General features: G+C 71.4%; 11 protein-coding genes. 7 read left to right on the top strand and 4 right to left on the bottom strand.

All coding sequences use genetic code 11. The annotated features are described in order from the left end of the window. Positions 1–36: 36 nt before the first annotated feature. From ACIP82_RS07630 to argF, 3 genes are all read left to right on the top strand, one after another. Complete coding sequence (locus ACIP82_RS07630) at positions 37–1695, top strand: 3' terminal RNA ribose 2'-O-methyltransferase Hen1 (RefSeq protein WP_400651905.1); 1659 nt, start codon at positions 37–39, stop codon at positions 1693–1695. Next, positions 1692–4415 (top strand): polynucleotide kinase-phosphatase, encoded by a 2724-nt coding sequence (locus ACIP82_RS07635; RefSeq protein WP_400651909.1) that lies wholly within the window; start codon positions 1692–1694, stop codon positions 4413–4415. Before ACIP82_RS07630 ends, ACIP82_RS07635 begins: the two co-directional genes overlap by 4 nt. A 126-nt stretch (positions 4416–4541) precedes the next feature. Further along, positions 4542–5543, top strand: a complete 1002-nt coding sequence (argF, locus tag ACIP82_RS07640) for an ornithine carbamoyltransferase (RefSeq protein WP_363607575.1) — start codon at positions 4542–4544, stop codon at positions 5541–5543. A 1-nt stretch (position 5544) separates the two neighbouring features. Here argF and ACIP82_RS07645 read toward each other — a convergent pair whose 3' ends face one another. Both ACIP82_RS07645 and ACIP82_RS07650 read right to left on the bottom strand, forming a co-directional pair. Further along, positions 5545–6111, bottom strand: a complete 567-nt coding sequence (locus ACIP82_RS07645; RefSeq protein WP_363607574.1) for a superoxide dismutase family protein — start codon at positions 6109–6111, stop codon at positions 5545–5547. A 133-nt stretch (positions 6112–6244) separates the two neighbouring features. Next, positions 6245–6652, bottom strand: coding sequence for a type II toxin-antitoxin system VapC family toxin (locus tag ACIP82_RS07650; protein WP_400651912.1), 408 nt, complete (start codon positions 6650–6652; stop codon positions 6245–6247). A 401-nt stretch (positions 6653–7053) separates the two neighbouring features. Here ACIP82_RS07650 and acnA point away from each other — a divergent pair, with 401 nt between their 5' ends. Next, positions 7054–9711, top strand: a complete 2658-nt coding sequence (acnA, locus tag ACIP82_RS07655) for an aconitate hydratase AcnA (RefSeq protein ID WP_363607572.1) — start codon at positions 7054–7056, stop codon at positions 9709–9711. A gap of 176 nt (positions 9712–9887) precedes the next feature. Beyond that, positions 9888–11189, top strand: coding sequence for a glycoside hydrolase family 18 protein (locus tag ACIP82_RS07660; protein WP_400651915.1), 1302 nt, complete (start codon positions 9888–9890; stop codon positions 11187–11189). Positions 11190–11274: 85 nt separating this feature from the next. Here ACIP82_RS07660 and pepN read toward each other — a convergent pair whose 3' ends face one another. Then, complete coding sequence (pepN, locus tag ACIP82_RS07665) at positions 11275–13839, bottom strand: aminopeptidase N (protein WP_400651918.1); 2565 nt, start codon at positions 13837–13839, stop codon at positions 11275–11277. 221 nt (positions 13840–14060) lie between these two features. Between pepN and ACIP82_RS07670 the strand changes: the two genes are divergently transcribed. After that, complete coding sequence (locus tag ACIP82_RS07670) at positions 14061–14693, top strand: DsbA family protein (protein WP_363607569.1); 633 nt, start codon at positions 14061–14063, stop codon at positions 14691–14693. 70 nt (positions 14694–14763) lie between these two features. Here the strand turns inward: ACIP82_RS07670 and ACIP82_RS07675 are convergent, their stop codons facing one another. Continuing rightward, positions 14764–16173, bottom strand: a complete 1410-nt coding sequence (locus ACIP82_RS07675) for an amino acid permease (protein ID WP_400651921.1) — start codon at positions 16171–16173, stop codon at positions 14764–14766. A 289-nt stretch (positions 16174–16462) separates the two neighbouring features. On the opposite strand from ACIP82_RS07675, the gene ACIP82_RS07680 reads away from it, so the two are divergent. Then, the gene (locus ACIP82_RS07680) at positions 16463–17062 is read left to right on the top strand and encodes a biotin transporter BioY (protein ID WP_363607567.1); all 600 of its coding nucleotides are present in this window, start codon (positions 16463–16465) and stop codon (positions 17060–17062) included. The last annotated feature ends 38 nt before the right edge of the window (positions 17063–17100 follow it).

Here is a 17100-nt window from a genome sequence, read left to right on the forward strand (position 1 = left end):
TGCTCAGAGGGGTGGTGCTGGGCAATACTCGTGCAGGTGTTCATGTCGATCTCCACCACAGGCACCGCCGAGAGCCCTGCCACCGACCTCGGCTTTCTTCTCCACAAGCACCCGGGCAAGGTCCAGCGGTTCGGGACTTCGCACGGCGAGGCCCATGTCTTCTACCCAGAGGCGAGCGACGAGCTCTGCACGGCCGCTCTGCTACTGGAGGTCGACCCGATCGCGCTGGTCCGCCGGGGCCGGGGCAAGGGCCGCGGCGGCTCCCCGGACTTCGCGCTCGCCCAGTACGTCAACGACCGCCCCTACGCCGCGTCCTCACTGCTGGCGGTGGCCCTGCGGACGGTGTTCCGGACGGCGATGAAGGGCGTCTGCGAGGGCCGCCCCGGGCTGGCCGACCAGGCCCGGCCACTGCGCATCTCCCTGCCCGCGGTGCCCGCCAACGGCGTCGGCGAGGGCGGTGGCGTGGCGATGGTGGCCAGGCTCTTCGAGCCGCTGGGCTGGCAGGTCGAGGCGGCGGCGATCCCGCTGGACGCGGCCTTCCCCGAGTGGGGCGAGTCGCGCTACGTCCGGATCGAGCTGACCTCCGACGCGCTGCGCCTGGCGGACGCGCTCCAGCAGCTCTATGTCCTGCTGCCGGTGCTCGACGGGGCCAAGCACTACTGGGTCGCCCCGGACGAGGTCGACAAGTTGCTCGCGGCCGGGGAGGGCTGGCTCGCCGACCACCCCGAGCGGGCTCTGATCGCCCGTCGCTATCTGTCCCGGCGCTGGTCGCTCACCCGGACGGCGATGGAGCGGCTGGAGCTGGCCCGGCTGGCGGAGGCCGACGACCGCGAGGTCGAGGAGATCGACAACGCGGTCGACGACACCGACCGGACCGGGAGCACGCCGGACGCCGGGGCCGCTGCGGCCGACGCCCCGGTGCGGCCGGGCGAGCAGGAGGAGAAGCAGATCTCCCTCGCCGAGCGGCGCCGGGTGGCGATCCTGGCCGCGCTGAGTGAGGTCGGGGCGGCCCGGGTGGCCGATCTCGGCTGCGGGCAGGGCGAGTTGATCGGCGCGTTGCTGAAGGACCCCCGGATCGCCGAGGTCCTCGGCGTGGACGTCTCCGCGCGGGCGCTGTCCGCGGCCGCGCGCAAGCTGAGGCTGGAGCGGATGTCGGAGCGCCAGGCGGCCCGGGTCACGCTGGTCCAGGGCGCGCTGACGTACACCGACGCGCGGCTGAAGGGCTTCGACGCGGCCGTGCTCTGCGAGGTCATCGAGCACCTGGACCTGCCCCGACTGCCGGCCCTGGAGTACGCGGTGCTCGGCGCGGCCCGCCCGGCGGCGGTCGTCGTCACCACGCCGAACGCCGAGTACAACGTCCGCTGGGAGAGCCTGCCGGCCGGTCACGTCCGGCACGCCGACCACCGCTTCGAGTGGGACCGCGCACAGTTCCGTGCCTGGGCCGAGCGGGTCGCGGCGACGTACGGCTACACGGTCGTGGTCCGCCCGGTCGGCCCGGAAGACCCGGAGGTGGGCGCGCCGACTCAGCTCGCCCTCTTCCGGATCGGTACCCCGGTCGCGGCTACCGTCGTCGGTACCGCCATCGCCGGTACTACCCCTGCCGGTACCAGTACTGGTACCGGCATTGACACCGACACCGACACTGACACCGACGCTGTTGCCCGCACGACGCCCGAAGGGGGCGAGACCCGATGACCGACGACGTACTGTCCGAGTCGCCGCTGGACGAGGCAGCCCCTGCCGGGCAGGCGGGCACCGCCGGGGCCGTGAACCCCGCCGAGCCGGCCACCCCCGCCGAGCCGGATGCCTCCGGCCGGGGCCGTCGGCTGCCGGTCACGGACGTCTCCCTCGTCGTGCTGATCGGCACCAGCGGCGCGGGCAAGTCCAGCTTCGCCCGCAAGCACTTCCTGCCGACCCAGGTGATCTCCTCGGACTTCTGCCGGGGCCTGGTGGCGGACGACGAGAACGACCAGTCGGCCTCCTCCGAGGCCTTCGACGTGCTGCACTACATCGTCGGCAAGCGCCTGGCCGCCGGTCGGCTGACCGTGGTGGACGCCACCAACGTCCAGCAGGAGGCGCGCAAGCAGCTGGTCAGGATCGCCCGTGACCACGACGTGCTGCCGATCGCGATCGTGCTGGACATCCCGCCGGGTGTCTGCGCCGAGCGCAACAAGACCCGGCCGGACCGGCAGCTGCCGGCCCACGTGATCCCGCGGCAGAACCGGGAACTGCGCCGCTCGCTGCGCGGGCTGGAGCGTGAGGGCTTCCGCAAGGTGCACATCCTGCGCGGTGAGGCCGAGGTGGAGTCCGCCGAGATCGTGCCGGAGAAGCGCTTCAACGACCTGCGCCACCTCACCGGCCCGTTCGACATCGTGGGCGACATCCACGGCTGCCGCTCCGAGCTGGAGACCCTGCTCACCCGCCTCGGCTACACGCTCACCCGGGACGCCGTGAACCGCCCGGTGGACGCCGTGCACCCGCAGGGCCGGACGGCGGTCTTCGTCGGTGACCTGGTCGACCGCGGCCCGGACACGCCGGGTGTGCTGCGCCTGGTGATGGGCATGGTGGCGGCCGGGCACGCGATCTGTGTCCCGGGCAATCACGAGAACAAGCTCGGCCGGGCGATGGACGGCAAGAAGGTCACCGTCTCGCACGGCCTCCAGGAGTCGCTGGACCAGCTGGCGGGTGAGTCGGAGGAGTTCCGCGCCGAGGTCCGGGCGTTCATGCGTGGTCTGATCAGCCACTACCTGCTGGACGGTGGCGCCCTGGTGGTCTGCCACGCCGGTCTGCCGGAGAAGTACCACGGCCGCGCCTCCGGCCGGGTGCGCTCGCACGCGCTGTACGGGGACACCACCGGCGAGACCGACGAGTACGGGCTGCCGGTGCGCTACCCCTGGGCGGAGGAGTACCGGGGCAGGGCGCTGGTGGTCTACGGCCACACGCCGGTGCCGATGGCGAGCTTCCTCAACAACACCATCTGCCTGGACACCGGGTGCGTCTTCGGCGGCAGCCTGACCGCGCTGCGCTACCCGGAGCGCGAGCTGGTCGGCGTCGAGGCCGAGCGGGAGTGGTACGAGCCGGTCCGGCCGATGCTCACGGACGCGCCGGGCTCACGCGAGGGCCGTCCGCTGGACCTCGCCGATGTGGCGGGCCGTCGGGTCGTCGAGACGACGCTGCACGGCCGGGTCGCCGTCCGGGAGGAGAACGCGGCCGCCGCGCTGGAGGTGATGAGCCGGTTCGCGATCGACCCGCGGCTGCTGGCGTACCTCCCGCCGACGATGGCACCGAGCGCCACCTCGCGCCGGTCCGGCTACCTCGAACACCCGGAGGAGGCCTTCTTCGCCTACCGCGAGGACGGCGTCCAGCAGGTGATCTGCGAGGAGAAGCACATGGGCTCCCGCGCGGTGGTGCTGGTCGCCCGGGACGACACGGCGCTGGAGAAGCGGTTCGGCATCGCCGGGCCGGGCGCGATCTGGACCAGGACCGGCCGGGCGTTCCTCAGTGACGACGAGCTCACCTCGGCCGTGCTGGGCAGGGTGCGGGCCGCGGCCGAGCGCTCCGGGCTGTTCGAGGAGCTGGGCACCGGCTGGCTGCTGCTGGACGCCGAGCTGATGCCGTGGTCGCTCAAGGCCGTCGAGCTGCTGCGCCGCCAGTACGCGGCGGTCGGCGCGGCGGCGGGCGCGGCGCTGCCCCCGGTGCTCTCCGTGCTTGAGCAGGCGGCCGGCCGTGGGCTGGACGTGGCAGGGCTGACCGCTCGCCAGCGGCAGCGCGCCGCCGACGCGCAGGCGTTCGTCGAGGCCTACCGGCGGTACTGCTGGCCGACCGAGGGCCTGTCGGGCATCCGGCTGGCGCCGTTCCAGGTGCTGGCGGCCGAGGGGGCGAACCTCGCGGTGCGCCCGCACGACGAGCACCTCGCCTGGGTCGACCGCCTGGGCGAGGCCGACCACGCCGGTGGCACGGACAGCGATGACGGCGGCGACGGCTCGCGCACCCCGATCCTGCACCGGACCGGCCGGCTGCTGGTGGACACCACCGACGAGGCGTCCGTCGCCGCGGGCATCGCCTGGTGGGAGGAGCTGACCGGGGCTGGTGGCGAGGGCATGGTGGTCAAGCCGCTGGCGTCCCTGGTCCGCGGCAAGGCGGGCGAGGGCAGGCCGGGCGGGCTGGTCCAGCCCGGGGTGAAGGTACGCGGTCGGGAGTATCTGCGGATCATCTACGGCCCGGACTACACCGAGTACCTGGACCAGTTGCGGCAGCGCTTCCTCGGCCACAAGCGCTCCCTGGCGCTGCGCGAGTACGCGCTCGGCCTGGAGGCGCTGGACCGGCTGGCGGCCGGCGAGCCGCTCTGGCGGGTGCACGAGCCGGTCTTCGCGGTGCTCGCGCTGGAGTCCGAGCCGGTCGACCCCCGGCTGTAGCGGCAGAGGTGTACGGGCCCTACGGTCGTTCCGTGGGGCCCGTACCACCGTAGTTATTGCATACAAATTCCGAGTATCGTATACAATTTCCGCTTCATCTCCGTCCCGTCACCCCAGGAGCCCGGCATGGCGTTCAACCTCCGGAACAGGCACTTCCTCAAGGAGCTCGACTTCACGCCCCAGGAGTTCCGCTTCCTGGTGGACCTCGCCGCCCAGCTCAAGGCGGCGAAGTACGCGGGCACCGAGCAGCCCCGGCTGCGCGGCAAGAACATCGCGCTGATCTTCGAGAAGACCTCCACCCGGACGCGCTGCGCCTTCGAGGTCGCCGCCCACGACCAGGGCGCGACCACCACCTACCTGGACCCGGCCGGCTCGCAGATCGGCCACAAGGAGTCGATCAAGGACACCGCTCGGGTGCTCGGCCGGATGTTCGACGGCATCGAGTACCGGGGCCACGGCCAGGAGATCGTCGAGGAGCTGGCCGCGTTCGCCGGTGTTCCGGTCTGGAACGGCCTCACCGACGAGTGGCACCCCACCCAGATGCTCGCCGACGTGCTGACGATCAAGGAGCACACCGCCAAGCCGCTCACCGAGGTCGCCCTCGCCTACCTCGGCGACGCCCGCTCCAACATGGGCAACTCGCTGCTCGTGACCGGCGCCCTGCTCGGCATGGACATCCGGATCGTCGCGCCCCGTGCGCTCTGGCCGGCCGAGGACGTCCAGAAGGCGGCCAACGCGCTCGCCGAGTCCACCGGTGCCCGGATCACCCTCACCGAGGACGTGGACGCGGGCGTGGCCGGTGCCGACTTCCTCTACACCGACGTCTGGGTCTCGATGGGTGAGCCCAAGGAGGTCTGGGCCGAGCGGATCGCCCTGCTCAAGCCGTACCAGGTGTCGATGGACACCGTCCGGGCCACCGGCAACCCGGCCGTGCGGTTCCTGCACTGTCTGCCCGCCTTCCACGACCTCGGCACGGTGGTCGGGCAGCAGATGCACGAGGCGACCGGGATGTCCGAGCTGGAGTGCACCGACGAGTTGTTCGAGTCGGAGCACTCCATCGTGTTCGACCAGGCGGAGAACCGCCTGCACACCATCAAGGCCGTGCTGGTCGCCACTCTCGGGGCGTAGCTCAGAACTCCAGGTTCACACAGGCGGCCCGGTCGCCCGCGCCGTGCGGGCCGGCCGGGCTGCCGGCGTGCAGCACCAGCGAGCGCGCCTCGCCCGGCCGGGGGTGCCAGGCCACCGAGGTCGTCGCAGCGGCGTCGCCCCGGTCGTCGGTGTGCAGGGTCAGCCGCAGCTCGTTGCTCTCATTGGCGTACGCGGGGTCGGTGGACGGCTGCACCGGGTCCACGGCGTCCTGGTAGTGCGGGCCGGACGCGGCCGGGTCGGCGCCGCACGTACCGGTGTGCAGATGGGCCGGGAAGTCATGGTCCGGGGCGAGGCCGGCGGTGGTCAGCGTCAGCACCGTCCGCCCGGCCACCGTGCGGTCCACCACCACCCGGACGTGGGAGCCGTAGGGCACCAGGTCCGGTGCGTGGCTGATGGCGGCCGGCGGGACGAAGGCCGTGGCCGGATCGAAGTCGGCCTCGATCACCAGGAGCGGCAGGGCGGGGACGGCGGTCGAAGCCGTTGCGGCGGGCGCGGCGGGCGCCAGCAGGGCGAGCGGGAGCAGCGCGGCGGCGTACGAAGCGGGCATCGGAGGGCCTTTCGGGGCTGCGGAACGGGCGTGCCCCCTGCTCAACGGCCGCCGCCCCGAACGGACACCCCCGCCAACGGACACCCCCGCCCATGAGTCCGCCCCGGCCCGCCCGCCCGCACCTCGCCCGGTCTCACTCCGCCGAGCGCCGGATGCCCCGGATCTCGCAGCGCGGTCCGCTGGCGCGCATCAGCCGCAGGTCCGCCGTCACCAGCGGCGCCCCGTACTGTTCGGCGACCGCTACATAGGCGGCGTCGTCCGGGGTGAGGTTGTCCTTGAGCTCCCAGATCCGGCCGAGCAGCGGTGCCAGTTCGACCTTCCGGATCGCCAGTGAGGGCAGCCGGGCCGCGAGCTCGCCGACCCGTTCGGCGGTGAGCTCCTTCGCCAGGTAGAGCCCGCGCAGCGACTGCATCACCTCGATCAGCAGGTGCTCGGGGGCGACCCACTCGCCGCCCGCCGCGAGTTCGGCCCGGGCGGCCTCCCCGCGCTCGCCCTCGTCCGCCAGCGCGAGCACCAGTGCCGACGCGTCCACCACGATCATCAGTAGGCCCCCGGCCTGTCCCAGCGTGTCAACTGACGGCCACCGTACCCGGGCGCGGAGCCGCCGGGAGGGGAGGGGGGAGAGCCCGGAGGGAGGGGAGCGCGGGGTGCGAGGGGAGGCCCGGAGAGGGTGTTCCGGCGACGGGAAGGCCGTCGAAAAGCTGCGCGAAGGCCGCTGGTGGGCGGAGGGTGGAGTGGGGGGTGGTGCCGACGTGGTGAACGCGGCACCATGCACTATGGTTTATCTCGACATCGAGATAACTGCCCACTACGATATATCTCGACATCAAGATACTTGCCGAGAGGCGCTCGCCGGCGATGCGGGAAAGGTAAGCCTAAGTAAGGCTGACCTTACCACCGCGTGGGCCGGATACCGCACGAAGCACCTAGAAGGAGTCAGTCGTGTCCGCGAACAGCTTCGACGCCCGCAGCTCGCTGCAGGTGGGCGACGAGTCGTACGAGATCTTCAAGCTCTCCGCCGTCGAGGGTTCCGAGCGGCTGCCGTACAGCCTCAAGGTGCTGCTGGAGAACCTGCTCCGCACGGAGGACGGCGCGAACATCACCGCCGACCACATCCGCGCCCTCGGCAACTGGGACGCCACCGCTCAGCCGAGCCAGGAGATCCAGTTCACCCCGGCCCGCGTGATCATGCAGGACTTCACCGGTGTGCCGTGCGTGGTCGACCTCGCCACCATGCGTGAGGCCGTCAAGGAGCTGGGCGGCGACCCGGCCAAGATCAACCCGCTGGCCCCGGCCGAGCTGGTCATCGACCACTCCGTCATCGCCGACAAGTTCGGCACCCCGGACGCCTTCGTCCAGAACGTCGAGATCGAGTACGGCCGCAACAAGGAGCGCTACCAGTTCCTGCGCTGGGGCCAGACCGCGTTCGACGAGTTCAAGGTCGTCCCGCCCGGCACCGGCATCGTCCACCAGGTGAACATCGAGCACCTGGCCCGTACCGTCATGGTCCGCGGCGGCCAGGCGTACCCGGACACCTGCGTCGGCACCGACTCGCACACCACCATGGTCAACGGCCTGGGCGTGCTGGGCTGGGGCGTCGGCGGCATCGAGGCAGAGGCCGCGATGCTGGGCCAGCCGGTCTCCATGCTGATCCCGCGCGTGGTCGGCTTCAAGCTCAACGGCCAGCTGCCGGCCGGCACCACCGCCACCGACCTGGTGCTCACCATCACCGAGATGCTGCGCAAGCACGGTGTGGTCGGCAAGTTCGTCGAGTTCTACGGCGAGGGCGTCTCGGCGATCCCGCTGGCCAACCGCGCCACCATCGGCAACATGTCGCCGGAGTTCGGCTCGACCTGTGCGATCTTCCCGATCGACGCCGAGACCATCAGCTACCTGAAGCTCACCGGCCGCGACGAGCAGCAGCTCGCCCTGGTCGAGGCGTACGCCAAGGAGCAGGGCCTCTGGCACGACCCGTCGGTCGAGCCGGTCTACTCCGAGTACCTCGAGCTGGACGTCTCCACCGTCGTCCCGTCGATCTCCGGCCCGAAGCGCCCGCAGGACCGCGTGATCCTGGCCGAGGCCGCCGAGAAGTTCGCCGAGGCGCTGCCGGCCTACTCCGCCGAGGCCTCGAAGCCGACCACCGTCACCGCCCCCGACGGCTCGACGTACGAGATCGACAACGGCGCGGTCGTGATCGCCTCGATCACCTCCTGCACCAACACCTCCAACCCCTCCGTCATGCTGGGCGCCGCCCTGCTGGCGAAGAAGGCCGTGGAGAAGGGCCTGCGGGTCCAGCCCTGGGTCAAGACCACCCTGGCGCCCGGCTCCAAGGTCGTCATGGACTACTACGAGAAGGCCGGCCTCCTCCCGTACATGGAGAAGCTGGGCTTCAACCTGGTCGGCTACGGCTGCGTCACCTGCATCGGCAACTCGGGCCCGCTGCCCGAGGAGGTCTCGGCCGCCGTCAACGAGGCCGACCTGGCGGTCGTCTCGGTGCTCTCCGGCAACCGCAACTTCGAGGGCCGGATCAACCCGGACGTCAAGATGAACTACCTGGCCTCGCCGCCGCTGGTGGTCGCCTACGCCCTCGCCGGCAACATGAACATCGACATCGCCAAGGACGCCCTGGGTCAGGACGCCGACGGCAACGATGTCTTCCTCGCCGACATCTGGCCGTCCGAGAAGGAGGTCGCCGACGTCGTCGCGGGCTCCATCGACGAGGCCATGTTCGACAAGGGCTACCAGGACGTCTTCGCGGGCGACCACCGCTGGCAGTCGCTGCCCGTCCCGACCGGCAACACCTTCGAGTGGGACGCCGAGTCCACCTACGTCCGCAAGCCCCCGTACTTCGAGGGCATGGCCAAGACCCCGAGCCCGGTGACCGACATCGCCGGCGCCCGCGTCCTGGCCAAGCTGGGCGACTCGGTCACCACCGACCACATCTCCCCGGCCGGCAACATCAAGCCGGGCACCCCGGCGGCGCAGTACCTGACCGCCAACGGTGTGGAGAAGCGCGACTTCAACTCGTACGGCTCGCGCCGTGGCAACCACGAGGTGATGATCCGCGGCACCTTCGCCAACATCCGTCTGCGCAACCAGATCGCGCCGGGCACCGAGGGCGGCTACACCCGCGACTTCACCCAGGCCGACGGCCCGGTGTCGTTCATCTACGACGCCGCGCAGAACTACCAGGCCGCCGGCACCCCGCTGGTCGTCCTGGCCGGCAAGGAGTACGGCTCCGGTTCGTCCCGTGACTGGGCCGCCAAGGGCACCGCGCTGCTGGGCGTCAAGGCCGTCATCGCCGAGTCGTACGAGCGCATCCACCGCTCGAACCTGATCGGCATGGGCGTCCTGCCGCTGCAGTTCCCGGAGGGCGAGAACGCCGACTCCCTCGGCCTGACCGGCGAGGAGACCTTCTCCTTCACCGGTGTGACCGAGCTCAACGAGGGCCGCACCCCGGCGACCGTCAAGGTCAAGGCGGTCGGCGCGGCCGCGACCATCGAGTTCGACGCGGTCGTCCGCATCGACACCCCCGGTGAGGCGGACTACTACCGCAACGGCGGCATCCTGCAGTACGTGCTGCGCAGCCTGATCGGCTGACAGCCGGGGCGGCGGGGCTGATCCCCCGTCGGTAAAGAGACAGTCAAGAGGCCGGATCGCGTCACTGTGGTCCGGCCTCTTGTGCGTCTCGATCAAATGGACTAAACCTCTGTGTCAGCTTGGTCCAGACCATTTGATGCTGAATCAGAGAAAGCCGCAGGTCTTCTCGTATGCGCATGCTCAGTCGTACCGCTGCCCTCATCGCCGCCGCCACGGTGGCCGCCACGATCGCCGCCCCCACGGCCCAGGCCCAGGACCGTGACAACGGCCCGAAGCTCAAGGGGCAGCGGGTCGGCTACTTCACCCAGTGGGGCGCCGACAGCTCCGCCAAGCGGGTGCAGGAGTCCGGCCAGGCCGGGAAGATCACCGTCATCAACTACGCCTTCGGCAACGTCTCCGCCGACGGCACCTGCTTCGAGACCAACGACGCGGGCCAGGGCGACGCCCTGAACGACTACCAGCGCCCGTTCAGCGCCGCGGAGTCGGTGGACGGCGTGGCCGACACCGCCGACCAGCAGCTCAAGGGCCACTTCAACCAGCTGCGCAAGCTCAAGGCCAAGAACCCGCAGCTGAAGACGGTGATCTCGCTCGGCGGCTGGAGCTGGTCCAAGTACTTCTCGGACGCGGCCGCCACGGACGCCTCCCGCAAGAAGTTCGTCTCCTCCTGCGTCGACCTCTACCTCAAGGGCAACCTGCCCCGCCTCGGTACCGCGGAGGGCGGCACGGGTGTGGCCGCGGGCGTCTTCGACGGCATCGACCTCGACTGGGAGTACCCGGGCGGCGGCGGTGACGAGGGCAACATCGTCCGGCCCGAGGACGGCCGCAACTTCACCCTGCTGGTGCAGGAGTTCCGCCGCCAGCTGGACGCGCTCAGCGGCAAGAAGGGCCCGCACTACCTGCTGACCGCCGCCGTGGCCGCCAACGAGACCGTCGCGGACCGGCTGGAGCTGCCGGAGCTGGCCCGGTCGATCGACTGGCTCAACCTGATGACCTACGACCTGCACGGCCCGTGGGAGGGCAAGGGCCCGACCAACCACCAGGCCAACCTCTACTCCGACCCGCACGACCCCGAGCCGCGCCAGCGCAGCGCGGACAAGGCCGTCGACCACTACGCCCAGCTCGGCCTGCCGTCCCAGCAGACCGTGCTCGGCACGCCGCTCTACGGCCACGGCTGGACGAACGTCCCGGCCGGCAACCGCAACGGCCTGCACCAGCCGGCCAGCAGCGCCGCCCCCGACCTGTCCTACAAGGAGATCAACGCGCTGCCCGGCAAGGTCTACGTCGACCGCGACCACGGCGCGTCCTGGAAGTACGACGGCAGCACCTTCTACAGCTACGACAGCGCCGAGGTGCTCACCGAGAAGGCCCGCTACGCCCGTTGGAACGACCTGGCCGGTGTGATGGTCTGGTCGCTGGACGGCGACGACGCCCAGGGCAGCGGGATCGCCGCCCTGGACCGCGGTCTGCGCGGCAACTGAGGCCCGCCGCAGGCTGACAGGCCCCGCAAACCGAGGACCCCGCCGCGAACGTTCGCGGCGGGGTCCTCCCTTCGGACGGCCGGGCTCAGCCGCGGTCGCAGGCCTGCGCGGAGAGCGCCCGGGCCAGGTCGTCACGGCACTCCAGCACCAGCCGGCGCAGCGCGGGCGCGGCGCCCGGGTGGCCGTCGAGCCAGCCGTCCACCTCGGCCAGGGTCTGCTCGCTGGTCTGCGCGCGGGGGAAGAAGCCGCCGACGATCCGCATCGCGATCTCGATCGTGCGCTCGGCCCAGACCCGCTCCAGCAGCTTGAAGTACGGCGCCGCGTACAGCGCGGTGAGGTCGCGGTGGGCGGGCACCGCGAAGCCCGCGATGTTCGCCTCGACCAGGGCGTTGGGCAGTTCGTCCGAGTCGACCACGGCCGACCAGGCGGCGGCCTTGGCCTCGGCGGTCGGCCGGGCGGCCAGGCACTCGGTGTACTGCCGCTTCCCACTGGCGGTGTGGTCGGCCTTCAGCTCCTCGGCCAGCTCCTCGTCGGTGGCCTGGCCGGCCACCGCCAGTGCCAGCCAGAGCGACCAGCGCAGCTCCTGGTCCACGTCCAGGCCGTCGATCCGGGCGGTGCCGGCCAGCAGACCGCGCACCAGGCCGAGGTGCTCGGAACCACTGGCGGTCTGCGCCAGGAAGCGGGCCCAGGCCAGCTGGTGGTCGCTGCCGGGGACGGCGGCGCGCAGCTCGCGCAGCGCGCCGTCGGCCAGCAGCCGGCCGCCCTCGCCGCGCCAGGCCGGGTCGGCGTACAGGTCGACGGCGCTCCTGGCCTGCTGGTGCAGTGACTGCAGCACGCCGATGTTGGACTCCTGCCCGGCGAAGCGCAGCACCAGGGCGACGTAGTCGTGGGCCGGCATCAGGCTGTCGCGGGTCAGGTTCCACACCGCGGACCAGGCGAGCGCCCGGGCCAGGTCGCTCCGGATGTCGCCGAGACCGGTGCGCAGCGTCTCCAACGACTCGGCGTCGAAACGGATCTTGCAGTACGTCAGGTCGTCGTCGTTGAGCAGCACCAGCGCGGGCCGGGCGCGGCCGACGGCCTCGGCGACCACGGTGCGGGCGCCGGTGACGTCCAGCTCGATCCGCTCGGTGCGCACCAGCGTGCCGTCGGCGTCCCGGTGGTAGAGGCCGACCGCGATCCGGTGCGGGCGCAGGGTCTCGCCGTCCTGGAGGAGGGCGAGTTCGGTGATCCGGCCCTCGGAGTCCACCGTGACCTGCGGGGTGAGCGAGTTGACACCGGCGGTCTGCAGCCAGGTGGCGGCCCAGGACTTGAGGTCGCGGCCGCTGGTCTCCTCCAGGATGTCCAGCAGGTCGGTGAGTTCGGTGTTGCCGAAGGCGTGCCGCTTGAAGTAGCGGCGGGCGCCCTCGAAGAAGGCCTCCGAACCGGCGTACGCCACCAGTTGCTTGAGCACCGAGGCGCCCTTGGCGTAGGTGATGCCGTCGAAGTTGAGCTTGGCGTCCTCGAGGTCGCGGATGTCCGCGGTGATCGGGTGGGTGGTCGGGAACTGGTCCTGCCGGTAGGCCCAGGCCTTGCGCTGGTTGGCGAAGGTGACCCAGGCGCCGGAGTAGCGGGTGCGGGCGCCGATCAGCGCGTAGGAGCCCATGAAGTCGGCGAACGACTCCTTCAGCCACAGGTCGTCCCACCAGCGCATGGTGACCAGGTCGCCGAACCACATGTGGGCCATCTCGTGCAGGATGACGTTGGCCCGGCTCTCGTAGGCGGCGTCGGTGACCCTCGAACGGAAGATGAACTCCTCGCGGAAGGTCACGCAGCCCGGGTTCTCCATCGCGCCGATGTTGTACTCGGGCACGAAGGCCTGGTCGTACTTGCCGAAGGGGTACGGGTAGTCGAACTCCTCGTGGAAGAAGTCGAGTCCGAGCTTGGTGACGCCGAGGATCTCGTCCGCGTCGAAGTAGGGCGCGAGCGACTTGCGGCACAGCGCGGAGAGCGGGATCTCCAGGGTGGTGCCGTCGGGCAGCACGCGGCTGTAGTGGTCGCGGGCGACGTGGTACGGGCCGGCGACGACGGCGGTCAGATAGGTGGAGATCGGCTGGGTGGGGGCGAACTCCCAGACGCGGGCGGCGCCTTCGTCGGTCACGCGCTCGTGGACGGCGTTGGACCGGACGTCCCAGGCGGCCGGCGCGGCGACGGTGAAGGTGAACGGCGCCTTCAGGTCGGGCTGTTCGAAGTCGGCGAAGACCCGGCGGGCGTCGGCCGGCTCGTAGTGGGTGTAGAGGTAGGTCTCGCCGTCCACCGGGTCGGTGAAGCGGTGCAGGCCCTCGCCGGTGCGGCTGTACGCGCAGTCGGCGTCCACGACGAGGACGTTCTCCGCGGCCAGGCCGTCGACGTGCACCCGGGCGCCGTCGAAGGCGGTGGCCGGGTCGAGCGCGCGGCCGTTGAGGACGACCGAGCGCACGGTGGGGGCGAGCAGGTCGAGGAAGGTCGAGGCGCCCGGCTCGGTGCAGCGGAAGGCGATCGTGGTGGTGGAGCGGAAGGTGGCGGCCGCCGGGTCGGGGGCGGAGGTCACGTCCAGCCGGACCTGGTAGCCGTCCACGGCCAGGATGCTGGCCCGCTGCTGGGCTTCGTCGCGGCTCAGGTTCTTACCCGGCACGGCGGTACTCCTTTGTCCGGCTCGCATGGTGGTGCGTTCATCGGGTGATGCGGTCTGGGTGCGGTGTCGTACGCACCGATGGCATCCTTTCACGGCTCGCCACGCCGGTACCATTGCACAGGCCGACTCCGTCGTCCCGGAATCAGCGGTGCGGGGCGGGCGTTGGGTCCGGGGAAGACCCCGTGCGGGGCCCGCCTCACCACTCACGAAGGACGACAGCCGTGACGACTGCCGCTGAGCGCAAGACCGCCGACTTCTGGTTCGACCCGGCCTGCCCGTGGGCCTGGATGACGTCCCGCTGGCTGATCGAGGTCCAGCAGCTCCGCCCGGTGGACGTGAACTGGCACGTGATGAGCCTGTCCGTGCTGAACGAGCACCGTGATCTTCCGCAGGAGTACCGCGACCTGCTGGACAACGCCTGGGGCGCGGTCCGGGTCTGCGTCGCCGCCGCCCAGAAGCACGGGGAGGAGGTGCTCGGGCGGCTCTACACCGAGCTGGGCACCCGCTTCCACAACCAGGCCCTGCCGCAGAACCGCGAGACCGTCGAGGCCGCCCTGGTCGCGGCCGGCCTGCCGGCCGAGCTGGCCGACGCGGCCGACACCGACGCGTACGACGAGGCCCTGCGCGCCTCGCACCAGGAGGGCATCACCCTGGTCGGCGAGGACGTCGGCACCCCGGTGATCGCGGTCGAGGGCGTGGACGGCGAGCGGGTCGCCTTCTTCGGCCCGGTGGTCACCCCGGCCCCGCGCGGCGAGGCCGCCGCCCGGCTGTGGGACGGCACCCTGCTGGTCGCCTCCACCCCCGGCTTCTACGAGATCAAGCGCACCCGCACGGCGGGCCCGTCCTTCGAGTAGCCCCGGCAGCGCACACCACGAGGGCCCGGTACCGACGCGAGCGGTACCGGGCCCTCGTGCTGTGCCGTTCTCAGTGCGCCCGGGCGTCCCGGCGCTGCTTGAGCAGGCCCGCCGCGGACAGTACGGCGACCAGCACACCGGCCGCGTACAGCTGTTGCCGGTCGCCCTCGGTGGTGGTCATCAGCCCGAGGATGCCGACCACGGCGGCCATCGCGATCCAGGTCAGGTACGGGTAGCCCCACATCCTGACGCTGAGCAGCTCGGGTGCCTCGCGCTCCAGCCGGCGGCGCATCCGCAGCTGGACGACGCAGATGAACAGCCAGACCACCAGGATGGCGACGCCGGTGGTGTTCATCAGCCAGGTGAAGACGGTGTCCGGCCAGAACTTGGCGGCCAGGACCGCGGCGAAGCCGAACAGGCAGGAGGCCAGCACGGCCCGCCGGGGCACCCCGCCGCCGACCTTCGCCAGCGCCTTGGGCCCCTGGCCGCGGCCGACCAGCGAGTACGCCATCCGGGAGGCGCCGTAGATGTTGGCGTTCATCGCGGAGAGCAGGGCGATCAGCACCACGGCCTCCATGATCGTCCCGGCACCGGGCACGCCCAGGTGGCGCAGGACCGTCACGTAGGGGCCGTTCTGCACGACCGCCGGGTCCTTCCAGGAGACCAGGGTGACGACCAGGGCCATCGAGCCGATGTAGAAGATCGCGATGCGCCAGACCGCCGTGCGCACCGCGTTGGCGACGTTCTTCTTGGGGTCGTCGGACTCGGCGGCGGCGATGGTGACGGTCTCCAGACCGCCGTAGGCGAACACCGAGGCGAGCAGGCCGACGATCAGCCCGCTGACGCCGGTGGGCAGGAAGCCGCCCTGGCCGGTGAGGTTGTGGGTGCCGGGCGCGCCAGGGCCGAGCACGCCGGTGACGCCGAGCGCGCCGAGCACCAGGAAGGCGATGATCGCGGCGACCTTGATGGCGGCGAACCAGAACTCGAACTCGCCGAAGTTCTTCACCGCGGTGAGGTTGCTGGCGCAGAAGAAGACCATGAACAGGGCGACCCAGACCCAGGACGAGACGCCGGGGACCCAGCCGTTGACGATCCGCCCGGCGGCGGTGGCCTCGGCGGCGACGCCGCAGCAGAGCATCACCCAGTACATCCAGCCGGCGGTGATCCCGGCCCAGGGACCGAGCTCCTTCTCGGCGTGCACGGAGAAGGAGCCGGAGGCCGGGCGCGCGGCCGACATCTCGCCGAGCATCCGCATGATCAGCATGACCAGCAGGCCGGAGAAGGTGAACGCCAGGATGATGGCGGGCCCGGCCGCCGCGATGCCCGCCCCGGAGCCGACGAAGAGGCCGGCGCCGATCACCCCGCCCAGCGCGATCATCGAGAGGTGACGCTGCTTGAGGCCGTGGGAGAGCTGCTGGCCGCCGGCCGGGGAAGCGGTGGAGGTCGTCCCCGGCGTCGACGGCGCGGTGGTACGGGCCATGAGGGTGGATCCAGACTGTTCGGAATGCGGTGCGATTTGCCCAATATCCGGTGACACGGCTGTCCATGCCAAGAATGCCCCATTCCGGACCACGATGCGGACCGGCCGGTGACGGTAAGCGGCACAGGAGGTCACATTGCGTCGTCTCGGCCGGACCCGACAACGTCCGCCCGCGGCGGTTTGTCAGGTTCCCCGACGGTGACGAAGTGGATCAGCGCGTAGGTTCACAGATGTTCACTCACCTGATCATCCGATCGCCGACCCGTCCCCACCGTGCGGAGGAACCCCGATGGCCACTGCCAGCACCCCGATACCGAGCCGCGCCGTTCTGGCCGACCTGCTGCCCGCCGCGAGCACCCGGCTGGGCGCCCAGGTCCGCGACCTGGCCCTGGTGGCCGGCGGCGCCGCCCTGACCGGTGTGGCCGCCCAGCTCTCGGTGAACATCCCCGGCTCGCCGGTGCCCGTCACCGGCCAGACCTTCGCCGCGCTGCTGGTCGGCACCGCGCTGGGGGCCCGCCGGGGCATCGCCTCGCTCGGCCTCTACCTGCTCGCCGGCCTGGCGGGCCTGCCCTGGTTCGCCGAGGGCACCTCCGGCTGGGCGATGCCCTCGCTCGGCTATGTGCTCGGCTTCGTCCTCGCGGCCGGCCTCACCGGCGCGCTGGCCCGCCGCGGCGCCGACCGCACCCCGCTGAACACCGCCGCCACCATGGTCCTCGGCAGCCTCGCCATCTACGCCGTCGGCGTGCCGTACCTGGCCTTCTCGCTGGACGTCCCGCTGGCCCGGGCCGCCGAGCTGGGCCTCTACCCGTACCTGGTCGGCGACGCCCTGAAGGCCGCCTTCGCGGCCGGGGCCCTGCCGCTCGCCTGGAAGCTTCTCGGCCGCCGCTGAGCGCCCCCTGCGCGGCCCGGGCGCGCGCGCATGCCACA

The organism is Kitasatospora sp. NPDC088548 (genome assembly GCF_044753005.1).
Taxonomy (GTDB): Bacteria; Actinomycetota; Actinomycetes; order Streptomycetales; family Streptomycetaceae; genus Kitasatospora.